Consider the following 3,127-nt stretch of genomic DNA (forward strand, 5'->3'; position numbering starts at 1 on the left):
GTTTGGGGCTATACAAACTAAACCCGCCTGCGCGGGTTTCAGAGAGTCCGCGTAGGCGGACTTCGTTTGTGTAGCCGCGATTTCCAATCGCCCGGTGTTTCTTCCAAAAGTGGATGCTCCCTATATAAATTCATTTTTTATTAACTAACCCTAACTTAAATAAAGCATTACCTAAAATTAATCAAAATCAAATATTTTTTATTCAGCATTTATTATATAATTAATTGAACCATCCTTATGACATTCTCAAGACGTAAATTCTTTGCCATAGCAGGTACTACCGCTGTCGGAACCTTGATGGTGTCTCCTATGGAAGGTCTTCTTGCTAGACAAGCCTTTAGTCGAAGATTTGGTAAAGGATATGGGCCACTTGTACCAGATCCTAATGGCTTATTAGATTTACCAGCCGGATTTCAGTATCGAACTTTTTCTCTGACAGGTGAACTCATGAGCGATGGCAATTTAGTGCCTGGCGGTCATGATGGCATGGCGGCTTTTCGCGGCCCCAGAAACACAGTTCTTCTGGTTCGCAATCACGAACTTAGCCCTGATTCAGATACACAAGTTATCGGGCCAAGACCCTACGATCCACTTTGTAAAGGTGGTACAACAAACTTAGTTGTTGGGCCTAATCGTCAGTTAATTAAACACTTTACTTCCCTAAGTGGAACCTATCGTAACTGTGCAGGTGGACTAACTCCTTGGGGTTCATGGATTACCTGTGAAGAAAACACCTCCACTGTGGCTACAAATGACCCAAAAGATCCCGCCAATAATGTCTCAACTTCCCACGGTTATAATTTTGAAGTTCCAGCCAGTACCACTACTCCTGTGCAGCCTGAGCCTTTAATAGCTATGGGAAGATTTAACCATGAAGCTGTTGCCGTAGACCCCAGAACTGGAATTGTCTATGAGACAGAAGACCGGGGAGATAGTCTCTTCTACCGTTTTATCCCAAAAGAACGTGGCAATTTAAAAGCAGGAGGAACCCTTCAAGCTTTAAAAATAAAAGATATGCCTGGAGCAAAAACCTTTGCTGGTTTCCCCAAGCGCAAACCTATGAAAGTAGAATGGGTGACGATTACTAATCCCAATCCGCCTGAAGATACTTTACGAGAAGAAGGCTTTGCAAAAGGAGCAGCTCAGTTTGCTCGTGGGGAAGGTATTTGGTACGGTAACGATGAATTTTACTTTTGCTGCACAAGTGGTGGTGCTTTAGAGCTTGGTCAAGTCTGGCGCTATATTCCCGCTAAAGAGACAATTGAACTGTTTGTAGAGTCTACATCTGCTGCCGAACTCGAAAATCCTGATAACATAGTTGTCTCACCCTATGGCGATCTCATCCTTTGTGAAGATGGAGATGACCAGCAATTCTTAGTAGGTGTTACTCCAAAGGGTGAACTCTATCAATTCGCCCGTAATGCTATCAATGACAGGGAGTTTGCTGGTGCTTGCTTCTCACCTGATGGTAAGACTTTGTTTGTCAACATCCAAACACCTGGTATTACTTTCGCAGTTTGGGGCCCTTGGACAAATCATAGAGACTGATATCAAGTTGTAATATCAATCTCAGCGTAGGCGTAGCCCGCCGCAGGGATCGCTACTATATCGTTGAATTGCCGTTAGTAAAGAGACTTGGGGAGGGGAAGACAATTGCCCTCCCCAAGTCTGTTCATTTACACCTTGAGAGTACCGCCTGAAGTCAACTCTGCAAGAATTGCTATTTGCTGAGTATATTGGGATATAGAACCTTCTTGTACTTAAGCGTGGGGATGTCTGCGACGGGCTATACCTACGCTCTTTCACTCACCCACGCTTAAGCAGCAACTAATCTAGCCCTCTATTTACGTACTAGGTTCAGCAGTTCTTTTGGAGAAGCCAGCAAGTCAATCGCTACAAAGAATATTTTGCCTTGGGGATCTAGCAAAAACCGCCATGCAATATTCATGCCCACGCTGGCTCCGAACCAAGGGGTTTGGACTTTGCCCGTAACTTTAACTTGGGTATAGCCATCTTCCACTGGCTCAGATACGCCGCGCTCTGGGAGCATCTTTAATCCCTGGCATTCTTCACGCATATAAGCACGAATTGCGTCTTGACCAACAATTGGTCTTTCAAAGGGAGGTTGCAAAGCACCTTCGGAACGAAACAGAGAAACCGCAGCATCAAAGTCATTGGCATTCATGTTGTTGATATAGCCAAGTACTGTAGGATTGTTGACGCCCTCGATGGTGACTTTAGTCCGAAAAGCTGGTGCAGTGGGAGGAGCTACCGGCTCTGAAACTTTTTTATAACTACCAGGAGCATTCGGGTCAAATCCCATGCTAATTACGGTATTGCGTAGGATGGTAATTTGTTGACCTGAATCTGCATTGCGGATGGCTTGTAACACATCAGCAGCTTTAGAAGAAAGCTTGTAACCTGGTGGGATTGGAGCAACAATTCCCTGAGCCATCCATTCTCCTAACTGATACCAAAAGCCCAACTTGATGTTCACCGTGAAGGATGCATAAGAACGGCACAGAGGAGTGTCAGCACGGTTAGCCAAATCGTACATGACTTGCGTTTGAGCCTCAAAAGGCATCTGCTTAATTTGTTCGAGTAAGCCTTGTGCAAGGATCATGTTTGCTGCCCCAGGAGCCGCAACTGTAATACTTCTACCCATCTCGGTATAAGCAAACCAAAGTAATGCTAGTTGATCTTCAGCATTGAGCTTAGAGAATGATTCGACAACGGTTGGAACAAGGTCAGCAACTAGGGTGCCGGGAAAAATACTTTGAGCCGACTGGATGGTAAAAGACATAGCAGAAATTCCAAAAAGAAAATTACAGTTCTACCGAATGTGAAAAATCAAATGTGCAAAAACAGAGGGAAAATGCGTTTAAGTGTTAATAAAGGCACCCAGTAGTTTTGGCATCATTAAACAGCCTGTTGTAGACATAGTTCTAAAAAAGGTATAGTGATACGTTGCCGTTGAGTTTAGATACTTGGCAAAGCATATTGCAGGCTCAACTGCATAGTTATTTAGAAAGCCTTAATTAACGGTGGTTTAACGCATTGATGCTGTTTTGTATCTTTATGTAAAGAAACATAACAAGTTCGTTACAAATAAGCAATACTTTCTCAG

At 43.7% G+C, this 3,127-nt stretch carries 2 protein-coding genes; one reads left to right on the forward strand and one right to left on the reverse strand.

Going from position 1 to position 3,127, the window contains the following annotated elements; genetic code table 11:
• The first annotated feature begins 237 nt into the window (after positions 1-237).
• Positions 238-1,548, forward strand: coding sequence for an alkaline phosphatase PhoX (locus IQ229_RS20695; RefSeq protein WP_194046941.1), 1,311 nt, complete (start codon positions 238-240; stop codon positions 1,546-1,548).
• 292 nt (positions 1,549-1,840) lie between these two features.
• On the opposite strand, the gene IQ229_RS20700 is transcribed toward IQ229_RS20695, so the two are convergent.
• Complete coding sequence (locus tag IQ229_RS20700; protein WP_194046943.1) at positions 1,841-2,803, reverse strand: orange carotenoid protein N-terminal domain-containing protein; 963 nt, start codon at positions 2,801-2,803, stop codon at positions 1,841-1,843.
• Between the last annotated feature and the right edge of the window lie 324 nt (positions 2,804-3,127).

The sequence above is a fragment of the Nostoc cf. edaphicum LEGE 07299 genome (assembly GCF_015207245.1).
GTDB classification, from domain to species: Bacteria; Cyanobacteriota; Cyanobacteriia; order Cyanobacteriales; family Nostocaceae; genus Nostoc; species Nostoc edaphicum_B.

What these genes read in the sequence shown, in the direction of transcription:
- IQ229_RS20700 (WP_194046943.1), bottom strand. Translation starts at nt 2,803, where the DNA reads ATGTCTTTTACCATCCAGTCGGCTCAAAGTATTTTTCCCGGCACCCTA.
- IQ229_RS20695 (WP_194046941.1), top strand. Translation starts at nt 238, where the DNA reads ATGACATTCTCAAGACGTAAATTCTTTGCCATAGCAGGTACTACCGCT.